This is a genomic window from Microbacterium allomyrinae (genome assembly GCF_020682705.1).
Lineage (GTDB): Bacteria > Actinomycetota > Actinomycetes > Actinomycetales > Microbacteriaceae > Microbacterium > Microbacterium allomyrinae.
This window is the reverse complement of sequence record NZ_JAGTTN010000010.1, coordinates 39,331-62,508: the sequence shown is the minus strand read 5'-3', so window position 1 is coordinate 62,508 and position 23,178 is coordinate 39,331. Positions and strand designations below refer to the sequence as shown.

Below are 23,178 nucleotides of genomic sequence, written 5' to 3'. Positions count from 1 at the left end.
ACGTTGCCGTTTTCCGGGAGTTCGCCCAGCTAGGACGAGGCAGTGCCCCAGAACCAGCCGCCTAGGATGGGACGGTGACCACGACCTCAGCGCCGACCTCGGCCACACCGTCCCGCTCTCGACGCATCATCGCGATCACGCTCGCGATCATCGCGGCCCTCGTGGTGGCGTTCTTCGTCTTCGCGAGCCTGTACGCGGACTTCCTCTGGTTCGACCAGCTCGGATTCTCGTCGGTGCTGCTGACGCAGTGGATCGCCCGCGTGGTGATGTTCGTGGCAGGGTTCCTCGGCATGGCCGTGCCGGTGTGGCTCTCGATCCAGCTCGCCTATCGCCTCCGCCCCGTCTACGCGCGGCTGAGTTCGCAGCTGGACCGCTACCAGGAGGTCGTCGAGCCGCTGAGGCGCCTGGCGATGTGGGGCATCCCCGTCTTCTTCGGGTTCTTCGCGGGCTTCGCGGCGTCGGCGCAATGGGAGACCACGTGGATGTGGTTCAACGGCGTCGCCACCGACACCGTCGACCCCGAGTTCGGGCTGGACACCGGCTTCTACCTGTTCGCGATGCCGTTCTGGAGCGCGCTGGTGGGCTTCGTCTCGGCCGTGCTCCTGGTCTGCCTGCTCGTGACGGCCCTCGTGTCGTACCTCTACGGCGCGGTGCGGGTCGGCCAGCGCGAGCTGCGCATCTCGAAGTCCGCGCGCATCCAGCTCGCGATCATCGCCGGCCTCTACCTGCTCGTGCAGGGCGTCAGCCTGTGGCTCGACCGCTACAAGACCCTCGTCGAACCGGGCGACCGCATCACAGGTCCCGGCTACACCGGCGTCAACGCCATCATCCCGGGCCAGACGATCCTCGCGTTCGCCGCCGTGATCGTCGCGATCCTCTTCTTCGTCACTGCCGTGATCGGACGCTGGCGCTACCCGCTCATCGCAACCGCCCTCCTCGTCGTGTCGGCGATCGTCGTCGGTGTCGGCTACCCGTGGGTCGTCAACACCTTCCAGGTGCAGCCGAACCGCTTCACGCTGGAAGAGGAGTTCTACCAGCGCAACGTCGACATGACGCAAGAGGCATACGGTGTGGACGGCCTCGACAAGGAGGACTTCACCGCGGTGACGGATGTCGAGGCGGGCCAGCTGCGCGACGACGCGGCGACGACCGCCCAGGTCCGCATCATGGACCCCGCGATCATCTCGCCGAACGTCCGTCAGCTCGAGCAGTACCGTTCCTATTACCAGTTCGCGGACCCGCTCGACGTCGACCGTTACGAGGTCGACGGCGTCTCGCAGGACACAGTGGTGTCGGTGCGCGAGCTCAACCTGGAGCAGCTCGGCGCCGCGGCGGACTGGCAGAACTCGGCCGTCGTATACACGCACGGCTACGGCCTGGTCGCCGCGAAGGGCAATGACCGCACGAGCGAGGGCGACCCCGTGTTCATCGAACGGGGCATCCCCGCGTCAGGCTTCCTCTCGGATCAGGAGGACTTCGAGCCGCGCGTGTACTTCGGCCAGTTCTCGCCCACGTACTCGATCGTCGGCGGCCCCGAGGGCTCCGAGCCGGTCGAACTCGACTACCCGTCGGGCGAGGACGGCGCGAGCGAGACCAAGACGACCTTCGAGGGCGACGGCGGGCCGAGCATCGGCAGTGTCTTCAACCGGCTGATCTACGCGCTCAAGTTCCAGGCGGAGCAGATCCTCTTCTCGGACTACGTCAACGAGGACTCGCAGATCCTGTACGATCGCGACCCGCGTGATCGCGTGCAGAAGGTCGCTCCGTACCTGACGCTCGACAGCGACCCGTACCCGAGTGTGGTGGACGGCCGCATCGTCTGGATCGTCGACGGCTACACGCTCAGCGCGAATTACCCGTATTCATCGACAGTCAGCCTCGACGCCGCGATCTCGGACTCGAGCAACCCCGCACCGCGGTTCGCGCTCGACGACATCAACTACATCCGCAACTCGGTCAAGGCCACGGTCGACGCCTACGACGGCTCGGTCACGCTGTACGCGTGGGACGAAGAGGATCCGGTGCTGCAGACGTGGCAGAAGGTCTACCCCTCGACCGTGAAGCCGATCACCGAGATGTCGGGCGACCTCATGGCGCACGTGCGCTACCCCACCGACTTGTTCAAGGTGCAGCGCACCGTGCTGGGCACCTACCACGTCGACGACGCGCGGTCGTTCTATCAGAGCGACAACCGCTGGCAGACGCCGAACGACCCGCAGGCCGACACGCAGCTGCAGCCGCCGTATTACCTGACGATGCAGATGCCCGGGCAGGAGAACCCGACGTACTCGATGTTCACCTCGTTCATCCCGTCCTCGACGACGGGCAACGCGCGCAACGTCCTGATGGGCTACCTCGCGGTGGACTCGAACGCCGGAAGCGAGGCGGGGGTGAAGAACGAGGGTTACGGCAAGCTCCGGATGCTCGTGCTCGATGCCGATACCACGGTGCCGGGCCCCGGCCAGGTGCAGAACACCTTCGATGCGGAGCCGAGCGTCTCGTCGTTCGTCAACATCCTCCAGCAGGGGCAGTCCGAGGTTCTCAACGGCAACCTGCTGACGCTGCCGGTCGGTGGCGGTCTGCTCTACGTGCAGCCGGTGTTCGTGCAGTCGTCGGGAGCCACGAAGTTGCCGAAGCTGCAGAAGGTGCTGGTGGCGTTCGGTGACGAGGTCGCCTTCGAAGACACGCTGAACGAGGCGCTCGACGTGATCTTCGGCGGCGATTCGGGTGCCGACGCCGGAGATGGCGGCGTGACTCCGACGCCGGGCGCGACGCCGACGCCGGAGCCCACCGAGACGGCCGAGCCGGAGGAGCCCACCGAGCCCACCGACGAATACCAGGCCGCGCTGCAGGACGCTCAGCAGGCGATGCTGGATCGCGACACCGCACTCAAGTCCGGTGACCTGACCGCGTTCGCAGAAGCCGACGAGCGCCTCACGGCCGCGGTCGAGCGACTGATCGAGCTCGGCGCCACGCAGTAGCCTCACGCACGATGAAGACCGGACCCACGCGGGTCCGGCCTTCGTCGTGTCGCATCAGGTGGTCAGCGCTGCGTACCAGATCAGCAGGAGAGTCACGAGGAACCCCGCGAGCTGGTTGAGCCACAGGAACCGCCTCCAGCCCGCTGTCGCCTCGGAAGCGTGCGCATCGTCGATGGAGCGATAAGGCCACACCGTGAGCAGGTACGGCACGGCGACGAGGGCGGCGAGCGGACCGGGCCACACCGTCACCGTCATCACGATCCCGGCGGCGGCGTAGCACACGAGCGCGAACCTCACGGTCCATCGCGCGCCCCGCACCGTGGCGATCGACGCGATCCCCGCCTCTCGATCCGCCACCACGTCCTGCACCGCGCCGAAGGCGTGAGACGCCACGCCCCAGAGCCCGAACGCCGAGATCAGCGCGGCCAGCTGCCATGTCCACTCCGTGCCGGTGAGGACGAGCGCATAGACGGCAGGCGAGACGAAGTGGATGCTGCTGGTGATCGAATCCGCGAAGGGGCGCTCCTTCAGCCGCAGCGGCGGCGCGCTGTAGAACACGACGAAGAAGAGGCTTCCGGCCAGCACCGCCACTGACGCCGGGGAACCGACCGCGACGAGGTAGACGACGAACGGCAGGCACGACAGTGCGGCGGTCCACAGCGTGATCGCGTGCACGCGTCGGTCCAGCACCGCGCCGTGTGCGCCACCCTTGCGGGGATTGCGCAGATCGGACTCGTAGTCGAAGACGTCGTTGATCCCGTACATCGCGAGGTTGTAGGGGATCAGGAAGAACAGTGTCCCGATGAAGAGCGTCGCATCCAGATCGCGCGCGCTCAGCAGGTACGCCGCGGCGAACGGGAAGGCGGTGTTGATCCAGCTCACGGGTCGAGAGGCCAACAGCAGCTGGCGGGCGACAGCTGCGGGGCGCAGCGCAGGGGCAGCGGTCATGGCGCGGGCTCGGTGGTCGCCATCGCCGGGGTCAGAAGCGCGTAGACGGCCGGGACGAGGAAGGCCGCGCACACGGCGTAGGAGAAGTCCTCGATCGGGGCGAGTCCGATCCGCACGCCGGTGAGGTGTTCGGCCGGATAGGAGAAGAGCCCGGCCACGATCATGACGTTGTCGAAGACGGCGGTCAACGCGACGAGCACGACCGCAGCCGCGGCCGATGCGGCCATGCGGCGCCCGAAATGCGGACGTCGAAGCGTCGACAGCGCGACGATCACCGTGAGGAGCCCGAAGGGGAGGACGATCAGCGGATAGGTCACGCGCGCTCCGCATCCGCCTGGGGGACGGCATCCGGCCTTCCCCATCGCTCGACGCCGCGCAGTGCACCCGCCCACAGCACCAGTGCGAGGTAGCACAGGAAGGCGAGGAAGAAGGGCTCCTCGAGCGGCAGCTGCGGCGCGAGATCTATGCCGAGCAGCAATGCGCTGTCACCCTTGACGAACACGCCCGCTGCGATGCCGAGGGCGTCCCATGCCAGGAACACCACCAGGCCGATTCCGACGGTCGTCGCGGCGCGGCGTGGTGCCGACCAAGCCGCCAGCCGCCAGCGACGGTCGATGAGCGCCACGCCGAGGGCGGAGGCGAAGATCGCGGCGAGGTAGAGACCGGGCATGTTCACACTCTCGCAGGCTCCGGAAGCGGTCCTGGTGAACGATCGCCGCGCAGGCGCTTGACGACGAGCTCGGCGGAGATGAGGCACATCGGCAGGCCGATGCCGGGGAGCGTGGAGGCTCCCGCATATGCGAGTCCCCGCACCTTGCGCGATTCGTTGCGCGGCCGGAAGACCGCGCTCTGGCGGAGGGTGTGGGCCAGTCCGAGCGCGTTGCCCCGCCAGGCGCCGAGGTCATCTGCGAAGTCGCCCGGTCCGACTGTCCGGCGCACGACCACGCGGCGCGCCAGATCCGGGATGCCGCACCACTCGGAGATCTGCGCGATCACGCGGTCGGCCGCGGCTTCGATTCCCGGATCCCCGCCGCCGTCGAGGTCCCCGTGCCCGAGCGTGGGGTCGGCGGGCACGGGGACGAGCACGAAGAGATTCTCGTGCTCGGGAGGCGCCACCGTGGGGTCGGTGGCGCTGGGGCGACAGATATAGAGCGATGCGGGCTCGGGGATCTTGGGACGCGAGCCGAAGATGTCGTGGAAGTTCGCATGCCAGTCGCGCGCGAACAGCAGAGTGTGGTGGGCGAGCTGGGGCAGCGGCCCCTCGACCCCGAGCATGACGAGCAGCGCTCCAGGGCTCGGCGTGCGCGTGCGCCACCATTCCTCGGGGTAGGTCTGCTGGGCGCGGGGGAGCAGCTGCGTCTCGGTGTGGTGCAGGTCCGCGCACGATACGACGAGATCGGCCGGGATCTGGCGTCCGTCCGCGAGCTCGACGCCGGTCGCCGAGCCGTCGGCGGTCGTGATCGACGTGACGCGTGCGCCGGTCTCTATGGTGACGTCGGATGCCTCTGCCAGACGCGCCACGGCATCCACCAGCTCTCCGAAGCCGCCGCGGGGGTAGAGCACCTGATCATCGAGATCGAGGTGACTCATGAGGTGATAGAGGCTCGGGACGCCGTAGGGCGAGCCGCCCAGGAACACCGCCGGATACTCGAGGATCTGTTGCAGTCGCGGGTCGGAGAAGCGACTCTCGACGTGACGGGCGAGGCTGCGCGTCAAGAGGGGCGCGAGTCGCGGCAGTCGTCGCAGCACAGCCGGATCGCGAAGACCGGCCGTGCTCTCGTACGTGTCGTAGAGGAAGCGCGAGACGGCCAGCTGGTACGCATCCGCGGCCGAGTCGAGGTAGGCGTCCAGCCGTGCTCCCGATCCCGCCTCGACGCTCTCGAACAGCGCGGTCGCCGCATCGCGGCCGGAGTGCACATCGAGCGGACCCAGGCGTGTGGAAGGGTCCGAGTACACGCGGTACGCGGGATCGAGCGGGATGAGGTCGAGCTCGCGTGCAGCTGTCGTGCCGAGCAGCCGGAAGAAGTGCTCGAAGACCTCGGGCATGAGATACCAGCTGGGCCCGGTATCGAAGCGGAAGCCGCGGGTCTCCCACGTGCCCGCTCGGCCGCCGATCTGCTCGCGCGCCTCGAGGACCGTGACCCGCCACCCGTCGGCCCCGAGCAGGGCTGCTGTGGCGAGGCCGGCGATCCCCGCGCCGATGACGACCGCCTGTCCGGGGGCTGAAGGCATCACGCGCGCACCTCCCGCGGGGCGAATCCGAGCCAGGCGCGCGCGGCAAGGCGCGCCTTGACGGTATCGGGAACACGCACGCGGCCCGCCGTGCCCGGATCCGCGCGCAGCCGCACCGAAAGCTCCGCGAACAGGTCATGAGCAGCGGTCACCGCGCGCCGGCAGTCTGCCGGAAGCGACGGAATCACTTCTGCGGCGGCTGCGAGATCGCGATCGATGCGCGCGAGCACATCGTCGCGAGAGACCGATCCCGATTCCAGACCGAGATAGTCGCGGCCGAGAACCGAGCCGTCGTGGTCGAGGTCGCGGAGGAAGTTCACGTCCTGGAACGCCGCTCCGAGGCGGCGCGCACCGTCGGCGAGCGCCGGGGGTGGATCGACAGGATCCGCCTCGCCCGCGTTGAGGAATACGCGCAGGCACATCAGCCCGACCACCTCGGCGGATCCGTACACGTACTCATCGTGCGAGTCGCCGTCGTGGGCGCGGATCGAGAGGTCGGTGCGCATCGCAGTGAAGAACGGCCCGACCAGATCGGCGCCGATACCGCATTCTCGCGCCGTCAGCGCGAACGCGTGAACGATCAGATTGGCGCTGAAGCCGCGATCGATCGAGGCGAGCGTCTCACGTTCCAGTCCGTCGAGCACCGCTGCCGCTTCGGGGATCGGCAGCCCTGCGGCCGCTGCCGGACCGTCCACGACCTCGTCCGCGACCCGGACAAGGGCGTACACGCTCCGTACGTGGGGCCGGGTGCGGACCCCGAGAAGCCGGCACGCCAGTGCGAAGGACGTCGAGTAGTTCGCGATCACCGTCGCCGCGGCATCCCTCGCCGTCCGATCGTAGAGCGCGAGGGACGCGGCGGGAGGTCTCGCTTCTGCACCGGTCACGGGATCCTCGCTTCGATTCCATCGGCGAGAGTGCGCAGCAGAACTGCCGCAGCGGGCGTGAGCGCGGTGTCGTCCGAGGAGCGCCGCACGTCGTCGAGCGTCTCGGTGATGATCTCCCGCAGCCGCGTACGGGCTCCGCTCTCCTCGAGGGCGGTGCGTGCCCGTTGAACGGCGACCGAGCCGGTGTGCGCATGTGCCAGGGCCTCGTCGACGCGGACTGCCGCGCCGGAGTCCTGCGCCAGCGCCACGAGTGGAGTGCGCTTCGCCTCGCGCAGGTCGCCTCCGCCGTCGCGGCCCGCTTGGCCGGCGGTGCCGAACGTGCCGATGAGGTCGTCGGTGAGCTGGAAGGCCAGCCCGAGGCCGCCTCCGGCATGGCCGAGCACGTGCAGTGCCGCGGGTGACGCGTCGGCGAGCACGGCGCCGGCCTGCAGCGGGGCGCGGAAGGAGTACACCGCCGTCTTGTTGAACGCCGCTTCGAAGATCTGCTCGCGCGGCGCGCAGTCGGCGGCGACGCTGTTCTCGACGTCGGCGAGTTCACCGGCGGCCGAGACGAACACGGCGTCGTCGAGCAATGCGAACAGCCGCTCCCGACGGGCCTCATCGGTGTCGGCCATGGCGACCAGACGGAACGCCTCGTGGAGAAGCAGATCGCCGGCGAGGATGGCCGCGGCATCGCCGAGGAGCGCCGCACCTGTCGCATCCGCACCGGTGCTCCGTCCGCGCTGGCGGAATTCGCCCGCGACATTGGGAACACCACGCCGAATCGTGTCGTGGTCGATGACGTCGTCATGGATGACGAACGCCGTGTGCAGCAGCTCGAAGGCCGCAGCCACCGACGATGCGGCGGCAGAATCGCCTTCCTCGGTGCGAAAGGCCTCGAAGGATGCCGTCACCAGGGCCGGCCGGAATCGCTTGCCTCCGCGGGCCGCGCGAGAGATCGCATCGCCCAGGGCCGCGAAGCCCGGGCCCAGCGGGGCGGCGCGGGCACGGATACGGGCGAGAGATCCATCGATCATGGTGTCGGCCGCGGAATCGGCGGGCATCGCGATCATGATGCGCGTCGCTGTGATGGTGCGAGATCGAACAGTCGCAGCTGGCGCGCTTGCAGCACCATCCACGGGCTGAAGGCCCACGGGGTGGTGGAGATCGATGCCGCCAGAGCCCCGGGCTCCACCCAGCGGGCGTCGACGACTTCGAGAGGGTTGAGAACGGGCTCGTCCTGCGTGATCGCGGTGTAGACGGGGCACAGCTCGTGCTCGACGATGCCGTTGATGTCGGTCGCCCGATAGCGGAACAGGGGGAGTGCGAGTTCGATGTCGGTGAGAGTGAGGCCGAGTTCGAAGTCGGCGCGGCGGCGGACGGCGGCGAGAACCGTCTCTGCAGGGCGGGGGTGCCCGCAGAAGGAGTTGCTCCAGACTCCCGGCCACGTCCTCTTGTCGAGGGCGCGTCGAGTGACGAGCACTTCGCCGTCGCGATTGACGACGTGGCACGAGAAGGCGAGGTGCAGCGCCGTCTCGGATCCGTGGACACTGCTCTTGGGCGCGGTGCCGATTGCACGCCCTTCGTCGTCGAGGAGTACGACATGGTCGGTGTCGGTCATTGTGGCCTCCGATGTAGCTAGTTTAGCTAGCGATCTTTCATGTGGAATGCTACAACGGGTTGGGAGGATCGTCCATGACGTCACAACGTTGGGTGCCGCAGACAGAGCACGAGCACGCCGTGATGCGCGTGCTCACCTCTATCCGCGCGCTCAGCGACGCCATGGATCGCATGCACAGCGGCATGAAGGGCGACATGGAGATGAACTCCACCGACCTGGCCGCGCTCCGGCTTCTCATCATGCGAGAGCAGCGGGGGCAGGCGGTCGGCCCACGGGACATCGCCGAGCACCTTCGGATCTCCACGGCCTCCACGACGAAGCTGCTGGATCGCCTGGCCGCATCCGGGCACGTCGAGCGTCTCGCGCACCCGAGTGACCGCCGGGCGCGTGTAGTGGTGCTCACCGAGGAGTCGCGTCTCGCGTTCTTCCGCATCTTCGGGGAGCGACTGCGGGCGATGCGCGGCGTGGCCGTGGGCTATGACCAGGGCGAGCTCGCGGTGATCGAGCGCTTCCTGAACGACCTGTCCGGAGTCATCGACCCGAGCGACTGACCGCGAACGCGGGCTCGTGGCGTCGGTCTCGGAAGGGGAACGAAGAAAGGGCGCCCCTCACGGGGACGCCCTTTCTTCGTTTTCTGTTGCGGGGACAGGATTTGAACCTGCGACCTCTGGGTTATGAGCCCAGCGAGCTACCGAGCTGCTCCACCCCGCGGCACAAGGAATAGCCTAACACGGGTTTTGGAGTGGTCGCGACACGAGGCCGCCGCGGTTGCTCCGGTCGCATCCGGCGCGGGAGGATGACGGCATGACCGCGCGCGATTCCGACCCCGACGACGACATCGTCGACGGCCGCGACGAGTCGCCGGCAGAGCGCGCGGACCGCAACTGGATCGAGGTGCTGCAAGAGCTTCGCGTCCTGCAGACCGGCACCCAGATCCTCACCGGGTTCCTGCTGGCGCTCGCTTTCCAGCCCGCGTTCGCCGATCTGTCGGAGAGCCAGCGCAATGTCTACCTCGGACTGGTCGTGCTGTCGGCGCTGAGCGCGATCATCGCCCTGGCGCCGGTCGCGCTGCACCGTGTGCTGTTCCGCCATCACGCCAAGCGCGCCGTGGTCGCCTACGGCCACGCTGCCCTCATCACCGCCCTGCTCACGGTCTCGGTGCTGTTGGTGGGAGTCGTGGCGTTCGTCTTCGATGTGGTCGTCGGCGGGTCGGCGGGATGGTGGGCGTTGGGCGCGCTTGCGGGCGTGATCGTGGTGCTGTGGGTCATCGCGCCCATCGTCATCAGAGCGCGTCACCGGAGCACGAAGGAGGGGCCATGACCGGTACCGTCGCGATCGGGGTGGCGCAGTTCGCGCCCACGGCTGACACCGCCGCCAACCTCGAGGCCATCGCGCAGCTGGTGGCCACGGCATCCGCCCGGGGCGCTCGCCTGGTGGTGTTCCCCGAATACTCGAGCTATTTCGTCGACCCCTTCGACTCCTCGCTCGCCGAGAACGCGCAGAACCTCGACGGCCCGTTCGTCCAGGCACTCGCCCGTATCGCCGAGACCCACGCCGTGATGGTGGTTGCCGGCCTGCTCGAGCGGGCCGCTGACGGACGCCGCGTGCGCAACACGGTGGTCGCGGTGGCGGCGGAAGGGCTGCGTGCGCACTACCGCAAGCTGCACCTGTACGACGCGTTCGGCCAGCGGGAGTCGGACTGGGTCGAGGCGGGGGAGCTCTCGACGCCCGAGACATTCGAGGTGGCGGGGCTGCGTTTCGGACTGATGACCTGTTACGACCTGCGCTTCCCCGAAGTGGGCCGGACGCTCGTCGATGCGGGGGCGGACGTCCTTCTCGTTCCCGCCGAGTGGGTGCGGGGTCCACTCAAGGAACACCATTGGCGCACCCTCCTGCACGCTCGGGCGATCGAGAACACCGTGTTCGTGGCCGCCGCGGACCATCCGCCACCACTGGGGGTGGGCAACTCGCTCATCGTCGACCCGCAGGGTGTCGAGCTCGCAGCGGTGGGTACCTCAACCGATGTCGCTGTGGCGCACCTCGATGTCTCAGCGCTCGAACGCATCCGGCGCGTCAATCCCGCGCTGCGGCTGCGGCGGTTCGGGGTGACACCGCGAGACTCCTGAGGCTCTGTGCGCAACCGATCGGCGTCGAGGAGGCGCGCGTGGTGCCGGCTCATCTCAGGGCGGAGAGACGGGATGCCGCGTCCTCGAGCACGTCGACGCGCTTGCAGGCGGCGAATCGCACGAGAGTGGCGTATTCGGCGCGGCGCCCAGCGGTGACGAACGCGGTGAGGGGAATGGCCACGACCCCCGCGCGCTCGGGGAGCTCACGGCAGAACGCCGCGGCATCGTTCGCTCCGAGAGGCCCTGCGTCCGCGACGGTGAAGTATGAGCCGGACGGGACCGACACGTCGAAGCCCGCGGCGAGGAGGCCCTCTCCCAGCAGATCGCGCTTGGCTCGTAGCGTGGCGCCGATGCCCCGGAAGAACTCGTCGCCCAGGCGGAGCCCTGTCGCGATCGCCGGCTGGAACGGGCTCCCGTTGACGTAAGTCAAGAACTGCTTGACCGCGAGCACGGCGTCCACGAGGGGCGCAGGCCCGCTGATCCAGCCGATCTTCCAGCCGGTGGTCGAGAACGTCTTGCCCGCGGACGAGATCGTGAGCGTGCGCTCCCACGCGCCGGGGAGAGTGGCGATGGGCACGTGAGGCGCATCGAACACGAGGTGCTCGTAGACCTCATCGGTGACGATGACCGCATCGTGTCGTTCCGCCAGGCGCACGATCTCGTCACGCACCTCGGCGGTGAAGACCGCGCCGGTGGGATTATGCGGGTCGTTCACGAGGATCACGCGCGTGCGATCATTCACTGCCGCGCGGAGATCTCCGAGATCAGGCTGGAACCCGGGCCATCGGAGCGGCACCGTCACCAGCCGGGCCCCCGCGAGAGCGGCGACCGCGGCGTACGAGTCGTAGAACGGCTCGAACACCACGACCTCGTCGTCCGGATCGTCCAGCAGGGCGAGCAGCGTGGCGGCGAGGGCCTCGGTCGCCCCTGCTGTCACGAGCACGTCACGGGCGGGATCGAGCCGAAGCCCGTAGAAGCGCTCCTGATGCTCGGCCACCGCTGCGAGCAGGTCGGGGATGCCTCGACCCGGAGGGTACTGGTTGACACCGTTCGCGATCGCCGCGCGGGCGGCCTCGAGTACGATCGCCGGACCGTCCTCGTCGGGGAAACCCTGACCGAGATTGATCGCACCCGTGCGGGCCGCGAGGGCCGACATCTCGGCGAAGATGGTGGGGCGGATCGACCCGTCGTCGCCGACGAGTCCAGCTCCCGCTGCGGTGCGGAGCCAGGCTCCGGGGATCTGTCGCATCGCTTCACGGTACAGGGCCTGTTCTCGTGGTTTGCATAGACGAGTCCCACCCGCGACATAAGAAACGCACAGCCTCGGTGGGCAAGGTGGTGAGTGCCTGGCAGAAGGAGAAATCATGAGCGACACTCAGGGCGACCGCCCCGACGACAACACCCCCGACACCAACGAGGTGGTTTCCGCCGAGCCCCAGGCTCAGGCCGAGCCGCCGGCAGGCGTCGCACCGCCCGCCGCGCCGACGACGGCCGTGGAGGTCCCGCAGCAGCCCGTCGCGCCGGTGCAGCCCCCGCAGCCGGCTGAGGCGGCGGCAGCCGCGCCGCAGCCGGTGCCCCCCGTCCAGCAGTCTGCGCCCCCCGCATCGCCGCAGGAGACTGCAGCGCCCGCTGCAGTCCCGCCCGCAGCGCAGGCTCCGACCCCGCCCGCAGCGCCGACGCAGCCGGCACCGCCCGCAGGCTATCCGGCCGGGGCGCACGCCTACGCCCGGCCGCAGGGCTACGCGGGTCAGCCCGCCGCCTACCCGCAGTCCTACGCGGGCCAGGCGCAGGGCGCTGCGTTCGGCGTACAAGGCGCCGACACGCAGCCCACCCTCCCGCTCGGTCCAGCCGGCGCGGCTCCCACGGGAACGCTTCCCGCCGGAACCGCGCCCCTCGTTCCCGCCTCCACCGCCACGACGCCCAAGAAGCCTTCCGGTGCGGGCAAGGTCGTCGGGCTCATCGTTGCGGCAGCCATCGTCGGCGGCGCAGCAGGACTCGGTGGAGCGTATGCGGGGGTCAACTGGTTCGCTCCCACGAGCACCAGTCCCGTCGCCGGACCCACAACGGTGACCGTCAACGACACCGAGTCGGTCAACCAGACCACCGCGATCGCGGCGAAGGTGGTGCCGAGCGTCGTCACGATCGAGGCATCCAGCTCCTCTGGCAGCGGCACCGGCTCAGGCGTCGTGCTCACCGAGGACGGGTATGTCGTGACGAACACGCATGTCGTGACCCTCGATGGTGCGACAGGCGATGCGACGATCCGCGTCACGACCTCGGATGGCTTCGTCTACGACGCCGAGGTCGTCGGCACCGACCCGACCTACGACCTCGCGGTCATCAAGCTCGTCGGTGCGGAGGACCTCACCCCGATCGAGTTCGCCGATTCGAGCAAGCTCAACGTGGGCGACTCCACGATCGCGGTCGGAGCCCCGCTCGGACTCGCGAACACCGTGACCACGGGCATCGTCAGTGCGCTGAACCGATCGATCGCGATCGCTTCGTCGGCCGCGCCCGACACCGGCGACAGCGAGGACACCCAGGAGGACGACGGCGAGGGCGAGACGGACAGCCCGTTCCAGTTCGACTTCGGCCAGGGTCAGCAGCAGACGACCGCGACGCAGTCGATCTCGATCGCCGTCATCCAGACCGATGCGGCGATCAACCCGGGCAACTCCGGGGGCGCGCTGGTCGACTCCGAAGGCAAGCTCATCGGCATCAACGTCGCGATCGCGACGGCCGGCGGCTCGTCGGACGGCTCCGGCTCGATCGGCGTCGGATTCTCGATCCCCTCCGACGTCGTCGAGCGCATCACCGGAGAGCTCATCGAGAACGGCGAGGCGACCCACGGCCTCCTCGGCGCGAGCGTTCAGCCGGCGGCATCCGTCGAAGGCTCGACCATCACCGGTGCGTACATCGCCGAGGTCGTTTCCGGCGGCGCGGCCGAGGCGGCCGGCATTCAGGAAGGCGACATCGTCACCGGATTCAACGGTGTGCCGATCACCGATGCGACCGACCTCACCGCGCAGGTCCGTGCCGCGGCCGCCGGCAGCGACGCGACAGTGACTCTCGTGCGTGATGGTGAGACGCGGACGGTGGATGTGACCCTCGGAGCGCTCGGAGAGTAAGCGAACGAAGTTCGGCCGCCACCCCGCGATAGGCTCGCGGGGTGGCGTCGTTCTCGTTCGGGGCGGGGAATGCGCGAAAGCTCGCGACCATCCCGCTGTATGCCGCGGGGCGTCTGCTGACTCTGGTCGTGCCGCGCTCACGCGATCAATGGATTTTCGGCTGCGGCGTCGGGATCGGCGATGGCGCTCTGGCGCTCTGGCACGAGGCCGTGGCCGACGGACGCACGCCGGTATGGCTGGTCTCGAGTGACCGTGAGGCGCGGGACGCCGCGGTCCGCGGCATCCCGACCGTTCGCAAAGGCTCGCCGCGGGGCCTCTGGCGCACTGCCCGAGCCGGTGTCATCGTCGTGACCCATGGATTCGGCGACGTCAATCGTTATGCCGTGTCGGGCGCCTTCGTGGTCCAGCTATGGCACGGCATCCCGCTCAAGCGCATCGGGCTCGACTCGCCCGAGACGCTCCGCGTTCCGACGATGATCGCGAGGACACCCGCGGCACCCGTCCTGCGCGGTCTTCTTCGCGCGATGTACCGCGGCGCGGCGCGGCGCATCCGCATCCTCCCGGCCGCGTCGCATCTGGTGCGCGGCCGGCTCGAATCCGCGTTCGCGCTCGCCGACGCGCGGGTACCGGTCACCGGGGAGCCGAGGGTCGACGTCCTCTCACGAGGGGCGGTGGATGAACGCCGCGCGGATGCCCGGGCTGCGATCGGGCGCGCCGCGCCCCGTGCAGATCCCTCGGCGCGGTACGTGCTGTACGCCCCGACGTGGCGTGACGGCGCGGCGGATCCGGCCGTCCCCACCGATGCCGAGTGGGCGAGGATCATCGAGGTGCTCACGCGCCACGACGCGACCATGCTCGTGCGATCGCATCCGCTCGGCGCGGGCGAGTACGCGCCGCCGTTCCCGACCGACCGTGTGCAGCCTCTGGGCAGCGATCTGGTCGCTGACGTGACGCCGCTGCTGACGGGTCTCGATGCGCTCGTCACCGACTACTCGTCGCTCGCGTTCGATGCCGCTCTGGTGCCGCTGCCGGTCGTGTTCCTCGCACCCGACGTCGACGACTACGCAGAGCGCCGCGGCTTCTACGGCCGCTACGACGAGGTCGCCGGCGACGATTGGTCCACGGACTGGTCCGGCGCGGCCGCACAGCTCGACGACATCCTCGGCGACGCCGCCGAGCGTGAGCGTCGCGTCGCCCGCTCGCGGGCGCGCAGTGAGCGCGTCCACGCGTACCGGGACGGCGGCAATGCCGCGAGGGTGTACCGTGCGATCTTGGCCGGAATGGTCCCGACGCCCTCTCCACGCATCGCCGGCGCGCTGCGCGGAGCCCCTCGGCAAGTGGGCCCGGACGATGCCCGCCCGACGGAAGGAACCCGATGACCGACGCTCGCTTCAGGACGGACGGCGGCGCGGCGCTCGTGCTCTCGGGCGAAGGCGAACGACCCGCCTCCGTCGAGCTCGTCGGACCGCGTGCGCGGGTATCGGCCACGCTGACGGGACGCGGCAAGACGTGGAAGGCCACGCTGCCTCTTCGCGCGGCCCGATGGGGCGGGCCGCCGCTGCCGCTGCCGGCGGGAGAATACGAGCTTCGGATGACGGATGCCGCGGGCGGCAGCATCCGCCCCTCCGATGTCGTGCCGCTCGCCCAGCTGGGCACCCTCCGTGCACAGCTCGACGGCGACACGCTGCGGATCGGCCCGCCGATGGATCCCGCCTACGACTCGGGTGAAGGGCAGGACGCCCTCGAACGGCGCTATGCCACACGGCCTGCCGGATTCGAGAACGCGGTCTTCTTCGAGAGCTTCTATGGACGCAACGCCAGCTGCAACCCCCTCGCGATCGATCGCGAGCTGGCCCGCCGGGCACCCGGGGTCACTCGCTACTGGAGCGTCGTGGACCTGTCGGTCGCTGTGCCAGAGGGCGCTGTACCGGTCGTCGAGGGCAGTCCGGAGTGGTGGCGCGCACGCGGTTCGGCGCGACTTCTCGTCGTGAACGACTGGCTTCGGCGCCGGTTCGTGCGTCGCAAGGGCCAGGTCGTCCTGCAGACGTGGCACGGCACGCCCCTGAAGCGTCTCGCGCTCCACCGTCCGGGTTTCGATCCGCGACGGATGGCGGCGGTCATCCGCGAGTCCCGGCGCTGGAACGTGCTGCTCGCACAGAATCCGTATGCCGCGACGATCCTCGGCAAGGCGTACGCGTTCCTCTCGCGCCCGATCTGGGTGGAGGGCTACCCGCGCAACGACGTGCTGAACGGCGGGGACGGCTCTGCCACGCGCGAGGCGCTGGGCATCCGGCCCGGTGAGCGCGTGCTCCTGTACGCACCGACGTGGCGCGACGACCGCGCCGAGATCGTGGACTTCGTGGATCCGGCGGCGCTGGCGGACGCTGCCGACGCCGTGGTTCTCGTTCGAGGGCACTCGCGCACGCTGCTGCCTGGCAAGGATGCCGAGGGCCCGCGGGTGATCGACGTCACCGGCTTCCCCGACACGTCGCAGCTGCTGCTGGTCGCCGACGCACTGATCACGGACTACTCATCGGTCATGTTCGACTTCTCGGTGACCGGAAAGCCGATGTACTTCCTCGTCCCCGACATGGAGCACTACCGCGGTGAGCTGCGCGGGTTCTACTTCGACCTCGCCGCGTACGCGCCCGGACCGGTCGTGCGCACCCAGCAGGAGCTCGTCACGGCACTCCAGGACGATGACGGGTCGTCCCACGCCGCACGGTACGCCGCGTGGCGAGAGAAGTTCAATGCGCGCGACGACGGGCACGCCGCCGAACGCGTGGTGACCCGCATCCTCGATCAGGGCTTCATCGACCCCGGCGTCTGAGCGCTGCGCCCCCGGGCCCGCGATGCCGCGCTCGGCACCTCGTGCGTGACGAGGTCACGGCAGCGGGGTGTTCCGGCTGCCCAGACGGGAGGTGTCGACGGTGTCGTGGGCGCCGCGCAGCACCCCGATGAGGAATCCCCAGCCCCATGCCAGATGCATGGTCGGCAGCACGGCCGCGGTCCAGAGCTTGTCGCGCCAGCCGTGCCCGCCTCCCGACCCGAGGGAGACCCCGGCGATGAGGAGCACGTAGGCGATCACGGGCAGGTAGACGATGGATGCCGCGAGCGACCACCACCCCTGCAGCACGCCTGTCGCCTGCAGCACACCGACCACGATGCCCAGCAGCAGCGTCAGGACGAGTACCGGCGGGGCGAAGAAGCGCAGCGAATTGCCTCGCCCGAACCGGCGCACCAGCTCCCCGCGCCAGCGGCCCGTGGCCGAGAATTGCCGAACGAGCCGCGCCCAGCTCTCGCGAGGCCAATACGTGACCGAGAGCGTCGGATCGAACCACACGCGATACCCGGCCCGCCGGATGCGCAGATTGAGCTCCCAATCCTCGCCGCGTCGGATCGTCTCGTCGAACAGCCCGACCTCGTCGAGCGCTGCTCGCCGCATCACGCCGAGGTAGGCCGATTCCGCCTCGCCCTCCTGCGTACCGCCGTGATAGGCGCCGCCGCCGAGACCGATGGGGGAGTTGTACGCGCGCGCCACCGCACGCTGGAACGGCGTGCGGCCATCGGCGCGCATGACGCCCCCCACGTTTGCCGCGCCGACGCGATCCAGCGTCGCGAGCGCGTGGGTCGTGTACGACGGCTCGAGCTCCGAATGCGCGTCGACCCGCACCACTGTGGGGTAGCGGCCCGCGCGAATGGCGAGATTGAGACCGACGGGGATATCGGCCGCGGGGTTGTCGACCAGGACGATGCGGTGGTCCTCGAGGGCGAGTTCTCGCGCGAGTTCGCTTGTGCCGTCGGTGGATGGACCGAGCGCGAGGATCAGCTCCATCGGAGCGTCGACATCCTGAGCGAGCACGGTCTCCACCGCGCGCCGGAGGTAGCCGCTCTCATTGAGCACCGGCATCACGAATGTCACGCCTGCGCCGGCAGGGACGATCGGAGCGTCCTTGCGCCCGGGCTGCTCGACATGCACGCGTCGATCATGTCACGGCGCCCCTCGGTAGGCTGGACCCGTGGGTTTCGTCTCGGATGCGAAGAAGGCGGTCGCGCTCGTCCGCAAGGCGGTCAACAGTCGTTCGGCCGTCATCGACGTGCGGCGAACGCTGGCAACCGCTCCGAAGCATCCGCCGCTGCACTATCGCGTCGCCGTGTACTTCGCCGACGGTGCGGTGAACATGTACCAGATGCGGCAGTGGTACAAGCCGCTCGCCGAACTGGGCAGGACCTGGCCCGTCGTGGTGCTCAGCCGCTCGGCGACCGGTGCGCAGGCGCTGCTGGCAGAAGACGGGCCGCCCGTGGCGTTCGTGCCGACGGTACGGGATCTGGAGCGCTTCATCGCGAAGCAGGACATCCGCGTCGTGCTGTATGTGAACCAGAACACCCGCAACTTCCAGATGTTCCGCTACGGCCGGCGCTGGCACGTGTTCATCAACCACGGCGAGTCCGACAAGATGTACATGACCACGAACCAGTACAAGGCGTACGACTACGCGATGGTCGCCGGCCAGGCCGCGCGAGAACGCCTGTCGCGCGTGCTGTGGGACTACGACGTTGAACGGCGCACGCTCGACATCGGTCGCCCTCAGGCCGATCACTACTCGGGCACGCTCCCGTATCCGCCCGACGATCGCACCGTGGTGCTTTATGCGCCGACGTGGGAAGGCGATCGCCCGTCTGCGCACTACGGCTCGATCCTCACCCATGGCGAGGCGCTGGTCACCGCACTCCTGGCCACCGGGCGCCATCGTGTGGTGTACCGGCCGCATCCGCGCTCGGGCGTCGTGAACCCCGAGTACGGCGCCGGCAACAGGCGCATCGTCGCCGCACTTGCTGCGGCGAACGCCGCCGATCCGACTGCCCAGCACATCTTCGACGATGGACCGCATCTCGGATGGCAGCTCGCGGCCGCCGACGTCGCCATCGTCGACATCTCGGCAATGGTGTACGACCGGCTGGCCGCCGACAAGCCCCTCATGATCACGCGGCCCGCCGATGCTGCGGCGGCGATCGACACGCACGGCTACCTCTCGGCGTGCGAGTGGCTGGATGCCGCTTCCGCTCCGGATATCGTCGCAGAGACTCAGCGGGTGCTGGACGACCCGGATGCAGTCGCACGCCTCGAGCAGTGGGTGCAGCACTACTTCGGCGACGCGGCTCCGGGGGCCGCCACCGCACGCTTCCACGGCGCTGTACAGCACCTCATGGACGAGTGGGATCGCTGGTACGCGCGCTCGGTCGAAGAGACCGAGGAGGACGAACCCGACCCCGACGAGGCCGAGCTCGACGACGCCGTAGAAGGCTGAGCCACGACCGAGCCGCTGCCGCCTCACGCGACCGCCGCAGGGCGCTCCACGAGCCGGGCGATGGCCCGTAGGGGGATCGCGACCCACGTCGGTCGATTGCGGGCCTCGTAGGTCGCTTCGTAGACGGCTTTGTCGAGTTCGAGGGCGGCGAGCAGCGGATGCCGCGGGTCGAGGGTGGTGCCCGTCGCGGCGGCATACCCGCTCACGAAGGCCTGTCGCGCGCCGCGGGCCCACTCGCGCATGGTCTGGGGCGAGCGCTCGGGGTCGTCGAGGCGCAGCGAGCCCGCGACATAGTCGAACGAGCGGAGCATGCCCGCGACGTCTCGGAGTGCGAGATCGGGACGGATGCGCTCGAGCATCGGACGCATCGGCTCACCCTCGAAGTCGAGCAGCACCCAGCCGCGGCCGGGCACCTCGAGCACCTGTCCGAGGTGGTAGTCCCCGTGGATCCGTTGCAGCGGCGGCCAGTCGACCTCGAGCGCGCGGTGGTACACCGACTCGGCGGCCTCGCGACGCTCGGCGATCTCGGGGACCTCGGCGATGGCGATCGCAAGACGGCGAGCCCAGGTCGCGGCAGTATCGCGACGATCCGCAGGCGAAGCCGGCCGCGTCGGAAAGAGGTGCCCGAGGGCCAGATGCACTTCGGCCGTCGCGGTGCCGAGCGCGAAGGCGGGTTCATGGAAGTCGACTCCGCGTGCAGCGGAGAGAAGAGCCGCGCGCCACGCGTCGTCGACATCGGGAAGGAACTCCTGGGCGAACGCCAATGACCCATTGACCGTGCCGTGCGCGGTCGCGAGGTCCGGCCATGTGCCCTCGACCCATCCGATCGTGCGCGGAACACGAGGAGAGCCGTCGTCGGCGAGAGCGGTCTGCAACTCGATATCGGGATTGAACCCGCCGTGCAGCTGCCGGTACACCTTGCAGATCACGGGGATCCGCGCATCGGCGTAGATCACCGAGGTGTTGGACTGCTCTCCGGTCACGACGCGGCCGGTCGGGGACTCCTCGGACGCCACGAGGCCGGTGTGGTGCCCGACGGCGACGGTCTGGGGGCCGAAGGCGTCACCGCCGCGCAGGACGAGTTGCAGGAGCGCCGACGTATACGCGGGATCGAAAGGCCCGTCGATGAAGACCGTTCCCGGCTCCGGGCTCCCGATCACATGCGCCGGGTCTGCGGTGACCGTCTCGGTCGCCCGGGCGACCACAGGTATCTGATACAGCACCGTGGGCAGAGCGCCCTCATCGGCGACGAGGAACGTGCGCACGCGTACATCGGCGCCGGCCTCGTGGGACGGAAGGTCCCACCACGAGACCAGTCGCAGGCTCGGCGGGCGCCCTTTCGCGGCGTACCAGCGCTGTCTCGGCATCCATGCCGCCAGGCACGCCAACGTGCTGTCCATACATGTGAGGCTATGCCCGCAGGGCGGTCCTGTCGAGGACCACAGCAAGCGCTTACCGGACGCTTGGTCCGTCGCGGTTGGACGATTCGGAACCGGCGATCTCGATCCCGGGTTCGACCGGGATCACGATCGACTCGATGGCGATGTGCGATGTGCTCGTGCCGGTGGTGCCGGTCGCAAGGCCCGCGATGTCAAGGCCTCCCAGGTCGCCGGCCGCGACGTCCGAGAGCCGTTCCGCGGCAGACTCTGCGCGGGCGGGCTCGGAAGGCAGGCCGGCCCACTCGGTCGGCTCCTCCGGTCTTTGACTGAAGAGTCCCATGGGCCCATTCTCACCCCGTGGGCGGCGTTGCGCGTCACATCGCGAAACGCCACAGGTACTCCACACCATCCTCCGGCCGAAACCATGCAATGGTCACGAGCCCCCCGGCCGGATCGGCGTCGCAGAGGCACACTTCGGCGGTGTCCCCCGGGAGCATCTGCCCCCATTCCTCGGTCGTCGAACGGCGCCCCAGGTCTACGAAGACACGCACGAAGTCCACGGCGGCGGGTCCGACGTTGATGATGAGAGGATGCCGCTCGTAGACCTGATCGATGCGCCATGGCACGCGATAGGCCGAGGTAGGCCGGGGTTCGTCGGGATCGATCGCTCGAAGCATGGCCGCCACGGTAGGCGCGGCATCCGACGCGGGCATCCCTCATTCCCCCGCTTCGCGCCGGCCCTGTGGAAACGCGGAGAGCGGCATGCCCGGGGGAGGAGGCGAGGCTCAGTCCTGTGACGACTCGATCTCCGGCGGAGAGCGGCGGACCACCTTGCCGCCGAGGCGTCCGACGGTCGCGGCGCCGCGTGTCACCCCGCCGACGACCGCTTCGCCCGCGCGACGGATGCCGCGACTTGCGGCGCGCTCGACGCGAAGAGTGCCTGGCTTCGGCTCGATATCCACCGGGAGAATCGCGGGCGGCATGCCGAAGGCCCGGCGCGAGTTCACCAGCACACGTCGTCCGAGGATGTTGTTGCCCGCGCCGCCGATCGCGGCGCCGATGCCGAACGGCAGCGCCTTGCCGATCCAGGATGCCCCGCCGCGTACCGCGAACTGGTGGATGAAGGTCGTCTTGAGTCGATCGACGAGAGGGCCCATGGCGGCGCGGGGGAGAGTCTTGGTGATCAGCTCGCCCCAGTACTTGTCGCGGGTAGGAGCTCTTCCGACGGCCTGCCCGGCGAGCTGAGCGACCAGATCCACGCCCTCCTTTCCGAGCATCAGCGTCAGCACGAGCGCCCGCGCACGGTCGGGATCCGCGACCGGGATGCCGTGCACCTCGGCAACAGACTGGGCGAAGAGTGCCGTCGCCTCGAGGAAGGCCACGGTCTCGACCCCGCTCAGCGCCAGCGTGACGCCCGTCCCGATCCCCGGGACGACGGCTGTCGCACCCACCGCGGCGCCGCCGGTCGTGACGGCGGCCAGATAGCGACGCTCGAGGATCCGCACGATGTCGGCGGGCCCGGCGGCCGGATGCCGGAGCCGAATACTCCGCAGATGCGCGAGTACGATGGGGCGCTGGATCGCGAGGACCCGGTCGAGGGCACGGATCGATCGAGGGTGCTCCGCCGAGCCGGCAGGCGGCAGACCGCCCTGCCAGGGAGAGTCACCCGGCAGGGAGTGGATGCTGTGCACCTTCTCGACCATCGGAGTCAGCCTACGGGCGGCCGCTGAGCGCTCGCCCGGAATCGATCAGACGTACAGGTTCGCGCGTTCCAGGTCTTCGGCGAAGTCGACCTCGACGGCGTACAGGTCCGAGATGTCGAGCGGCTCGAGAAGCACGCCGTCCTCGGCGATCGCGAGCTCGAGGCCGCGCTCGAAGTAGTCCTGATCGTCGACACGGGTCAGGTGACGGATGAACGACTTCTTGTCACCGCTCGAGATGTAGTTGATGCCGACGGCTTCGCCGATGCCACCCTTCACGGTCTTCGAAAGCTCCTTGATGAAACCCTCCGAGGTGACGGTGTACTTCACCTCTTCGTCGCTGACCTTCGACGTGTTGACGGTGACGAAGGACTGGTCGCGTTCGATGAGATCGATGGCGCGGCCGAGAACGAGCGGGTCGAAGACGACATCGCCGTTCATCCAGAGCACGCCGCCCCGGCCGGTCTTCGCGAGCGCGCGAAGCAGGCTCTTGGAGGTGTTGGTCTGGTCGTAGCGGTCGTTGTAGACGTAGTCGACCTCGGGGAAGGCCTCGACGATCGTCTCTGCGCGGTAGCCGACGACGGTCGTGATCTTCGCATCGGTGCCGAAAGCGGCGCGGATGTTGTCGTGCTGCTGCTTCATGATGCTGCGGCCGTCGCTGAGTTCCGTGAGCGGCTTCGGCAGGCTGCGTCCGAGTCGCGAGCCCATGCCGGCTGCGAGGATGACGGTCTGAAGGGTCAAAGTCTGCTCCTGAAAAGTCTACGATTTCACTATCGGTTCACCGACGAGACACCCCTTCGTGCCGGGTCCATGGTAGCGATGGCATCTGGGAACGTGCAGAATGATCGGCCGCCGTTGCGAACTTGTGACATAACGCGGATGCCGAGACTC

At 69.0% G+C, this 23,178-nt stretch carries 22 protein-coding genes and 1 tRNA gene; 8 read left to right on the top strand and 15 right to left on the bottom strand.

All coding sequences use genetic code 11. The features are described 5' to 3' along the window. Positions 1–74 precede the first annotated feature (74 nt). Positions 75–2,981 (top strand): UPF0182 family membrane protein, encoded by a 2,907-nt coding sequence (locus KEC57_RS18535; protein WP_229386180.1) that lies wholly within the window; start codon positions 75–77, stop codon positions 2,979–2,981. A 54-nt stretch (positions 2,982–3,035) separates the two neighbouring features. On the opposite strand, the gene KEC57_RS18530 is transcribed toward KEC57_RS18535, so the two are convergent. From KEC57_RS18530 to idi, 7 genes are read right to left on the bottom strand one after another with little or no spacing between them, the layout of a single operon-like run. Beyond that, entirely contained in the window at positions 3,036–3,929 is an 894-nt protein-coding gene (locus tag KEC57_RS18530; RefSeq protein WP_229386179.1) for a prenyltransferase, read from the bottom strand. Further along, positions 3,926–4,246 (bottom strand): lycopene cyclase domain-containing protein, encoded by a 321-nt coding sequence (locus KEC57_RS18525; RefSeq protein WP_229386178.1) that lies wholly within the window; start codon positions 4,244–4,246, stop codon positions 3,926–3,928. The genes KEC57_RS18530 and KEC57_RS18525 overlap by 4 nt, the downstream gene beginning before the upstream one ends. Further along, positions 4,243–4,599, bottom strand: a complete 357-nt coding sequence (locus KEC57_RS18520) for a lycopene cyclase domain-containing protein (RefSeq protein WP_229386177.1) — start codon at positions 4,597–4,599, stop codon at positions 4,243–4,245. Before KEC57_RS18520 ends, KEC57_RS18525 begins: the two co-directional genes overlap by 4 nt. A gap of 2 nt (positions 4,600–4,601) precedes the next feature. Next, complete coding sequence (crtI, locus tag KEC57_RS18515; protein WP_229386176.1) at positions 4,602–6,161, bottom strand: phytoene desaturase family protein; 1,560 nt, start codon at positions 6,159–6,161, stop codon at positions 4,602–4,604. Beyond that, entirely contained in the window at positions 6,161–7,045 is an 885-nt protein-coding gene (locus tag KEC57_RS18510) for a phytoene/squalene synthase family protein (protein WP_229386175.1), read from the bottom strand. Before KEC57_RS18510 ends, crtI begins: the two co-directional genes overlap by 1 nt. Then, entirely contained in the window at positions 7,042–8,088 is a 1,047-nt protein-coding gene (locus tag KEC57_RS18505) for a polyprenyl synthetase family protein (protein WP_229386174.1), read from the bottom strand. Before KEC57_RS18505 ends, KEC57_RS18510 begins: the two co-directional genes overlap by 4 nt. 5 nt (positions 8,089–8,093) lie before the next feature. Beyond that, positions 8,094–8,645: an isopentenyl-diphosphate Delta-isomerase gene (idi, locus tag KEC57_RS18500; protein ID WP_229386173.1), complete on the bottom strand. Its 552-nt coding sequence runs from the start codon at positions 8,643–8,645 to the stop codon at positions 8,094–8,096. A 74-nt stretch (positions 8,646–8,719) separates the two neighbouring features. Here idi and KEC57_RS18495 point away from each other — a divergent pair, with 74 nt between their 5' ends. After that, complete coding sequence (locus tag KEC57_RS18495) at positions 8,720–9,196, top strand: MarR family winged helix-turn-helix transcriptional regulator (RefSeq protein ID WP_229386172.1); 477 nt, start codon at positions 8,720–8,722, stop codon at positions 9,194–9,196. Positions 9,197–9,282: 86 nt separating this feature from the next. Here the strand turns inward: KEC57_RS18495 and KEC57_RS18490 are convergent. Further along, positions 9,283–9,356 (bottom strand) — tRNA-Met (locus tag KEC57_RS18490). Positions 9,357–9,449: 93 nt separating this feature from the next. Here KEC57_RS18490 and KEC57_RS18485 point away from each other — a divergent pair. Continuing rightward, entirely contained in the window at positions 9,450–9,965 is a 516-nt protein-coding gene (locus KEC57_RS18485; protein ID WP_229386171.1) for a DUF6328 family protein, read from the top strand. Then, on the top strand, positions 9,962–10,771 hold the full coding sequence (locus KEC57_RS18480) for a carbon-nitrogen hydrolase family protein (protein ID WP_229386170.1): 810 nt from the start codon (positions 9,962–9,964) through the stop codon (positions 10,769–10,771). The genes KEC57_RS18485 and KEC57_RS18480 overlap by 4 nt, the downstream gene beginning before the upstream one ends. Before the next feature lie 49 nt (positions 10,772–10,820). On the opposite strand, the gene KEC57_RS18475 is transcribed toward KEC57_RS18480, so the two are convergent. Beyond that, positions 10,821–12,020: an aminotransferase class I/II-fold pyridoxal phosphate-dependent enzyme gene (locus tag KEC57_RS18475; RefSeq protein WP_229386169.1), complete on the bottom strand. Its 1,200-nt coding sequence runs from the start codon at positions 12,018–12,020 to the stop codon at positions 10,821–10,823. 115 nt (positions 12,021–12,135) lie between these two features. Here KEC57_RS18475 and KEC57_RS18470 point away from each other — a divergent pair, with 115 nt between their 5' ends. The 3 genes from KEC57_RS18470 to KEC57_RS18460 are packed head-to-tail and all read left to right on the top strand — an operon-like array spanning position 12,136 to position 16,729. Next, positions 12,136–13,899, top strand: coding sequence for a S1C family serine protease (locus tag KEC57_RS18470; RefSeq protein WP_229386168.1), 1,764 nt, complete (start codon positions 12,136–12,138; stop codon positions 13,897–13,899). A gap of 41 nt (positions 13,900–13,940) precedes the next feature. Next, the gene (locus KEC57_RS18465; RefSeq protein ID WP_229386167.1) at positions 13,941–15,278 is read left to right on the top strand and encodes a CDP-glycerol glycerophosphotransferase family protein; all 1,338 of its coding nucleotides are present in this window, start codon (positions 13,941–13,943) and stop codon (positions 15,276–15,278) included. Beyond that, positions 15,275–16,729 carry a CDP-glycerol glycerophosphotransferase family protein gene (locus KEC57_RS18460; protein ID WP_229386166.1) on the top strand — a complete coding sequence of 485 codons (1,455 nt, stop codon included), beginning with the start codon at positions 15,275–15,277 and terminating at the stop codon, positions 16,727–16,729. The genes KEC57_RS18465 and KEC57_RS18460 overlap by 4 nt, the downstream gene beginning before the upstream one ends. A 54-nt stretch (positions 16,730–16,783) precedes the next feature. On the opposite strand, the gene KEC57_RS18455 is transcribed toward KEC57_RS18460, so the two are convergent. Continuing rightward, the gene (locus tag KEC57_RS18455) at positions 16,784–17,809 is read right to left on the bottom strand and encodes a glycosyltransferase family 2 protein (RefSeq protein WP_267492858.1); all 1,026 of its coding nucleotides are present in this window, start codon (positions 17,807–17,809) and stop codon (positions 16,784–16,786) included. Between the two features lie 109 nt (positions 17,810–17,918). Between KEC57_RS18455 and KEC57_RS18450 the strand changes: the two genes are divergently transcribed. Continuing rightward, the gene (locus KEC57_RS18450) at positions 17,919–19,208 is read left to right on the top strand and encodes a CDP-glycerol glycerophosphotransferase family protein (RefSeq protein ID WP_229386164.1); all 1,290 of its coding nucleotides are present in this window, start codon (positions 17,919–17,921) and stop codon (positions 19,206–19,208) included. A 23-nt stretch (positions 19,209–19,231) separates the two neighbouring features. Here KEC57_RS18450 and KEC57_RS18445 read toward each other — a convergent pair whose 3' ends face one another. From KEC57_RS18445 to KEC57_RS18425, 5 genes are all read right to left on the bottom strand, one after another. Next, positions 19,232–20,608 carry a maltokinase N-terminal cap-like domain-containing protein gene (locus KEC57_RS18445; RefSeq protein WP_229386163.1) on the bottom strand — a complete coding sequence of 459 codons (1,377 nt, stop codon included), beginning with the start codon at positions 20,606–20,608 and terminating at the stop codon, positions 19,232–19,234. 52 nt (positions 20,609–20,660) lie between these two features. Then, a complete protein-coding gene (locus KEC57_RS18440; protein WP_229386162.1) occupies positions 20,661–20,927 on the bottom strand; it encodes a hypothetical protein in 267 nt (88 codons plus the stop codon). Positions 20,928–20,961: 34 nt separating this feature from the next. Beyond that, complete coding sequence (locus tag KEC57_RS18435; RefSeq protein WP_229386161.1) at positions 20,962–21,264, bottom strand: hypothetical protein; 303 nt, start codon at positions 21,262–21,264, stop codon at positions 20,962–20,964. A gap of 108 nt (positions 21,265–21,372) precedes the next feature. Then, a complete protein-coding gene (locus KEC57_RS18430) occupies positions 21,373–22,290 on the bottom strand; it encodes a hypothetical protein (protein WP_229386160.1) in 918 nt (305 codons plus the stop codon). A gap of 45 nt (positions 22,291–22,335) precedes the next feature. After that, on the bottom strand, positions 22,336–23,028 hold the full coding sequence (locus KEC57_RS18425) for a phosphocholine cytidylyltransferase family protein (RefSeq protein ID WP_229386159.1): 693 nt from the start codon (positions 23,026–23,028) through the stop codon (positions 22,336–22,338). Positions 23,029–23,178 lie beyond the last annotated feature (150 nt).